Source organism: Pseudomonas sp. PS01270 (assembly GCF_029959775.1).
GTDB lineage: Bacteria > Pseudomonadota > Gammaproteobacteria > Pseudomonadales > Pseudomonadaceae > Aquipseudomonas > Aquipseudomonas atacamensis.
On the sequence record NZ_JASCPT010000277.1, the window covers coordinates 1 to 566 of the forward strand.

Sequence of the window (566 nt, forward strand, 5' to 3'; positions counted from 1 at the left end):
CGAGCAGGCTCGCTCCCACATGGAAATGCATTCCAACTGTGGGAGCGAGCCTGCTCGCGAAGGGGCCAGACCAGAGGCTAAAAAATCAGTTCAGACCCAACTTCCCGCGCATCATCGAAAGATCCTCCGCCAGCGTATTCACCGGCCCGACCAGCGCCTTGCGGTCATTGTCCTTGACCTTGTCATAGGTCTCAAATCCGCCATCCGCAGTCTTGTACTTGGCCAGAATCCTGTCGACCGTGGCGAAGTTCTTGTCGACTTTCGCTACGAACGCCTTGTCCTGCTGTTCGATCTGCGGGCGGAACAGGTCGACGATTTTCTTGGCGCCGTCGATATTGCCTTGGAAGTCGTAAAGGTCGGTGTGGCTGTAGCGGTCTTCCTCGCCGGAAATCTTCGTCGCCGCCACTTCTTCCAACAGCGCAGCAGCGCCGCCGACGACTTTCTCCGGCGGGAAGGTCAGGCCGGCCACACGGGTTTGCAGATCCTGCACGTCTTTGTTCAAACCGTCGGCCAATGCATCCAGGCTCTTAGTGGACTTCTCCGCGAACAACGAATATTCGATCCGG

The 566-nt window shown here is 57.8% G+C and carries 1 protein-coding gene; it reads right to left on the minus strand.

All coding sequences use genetic code 11. The features are described from left to right. Positions 1-85: 85 nt before the first annotated feature. On the minus strand, positions 86-566 hold a 481-nt coding region (locus QMX86_RS28130; RefSeq protein WP_282390436.1), incomplete at its 5' end, for an imelysin family protein.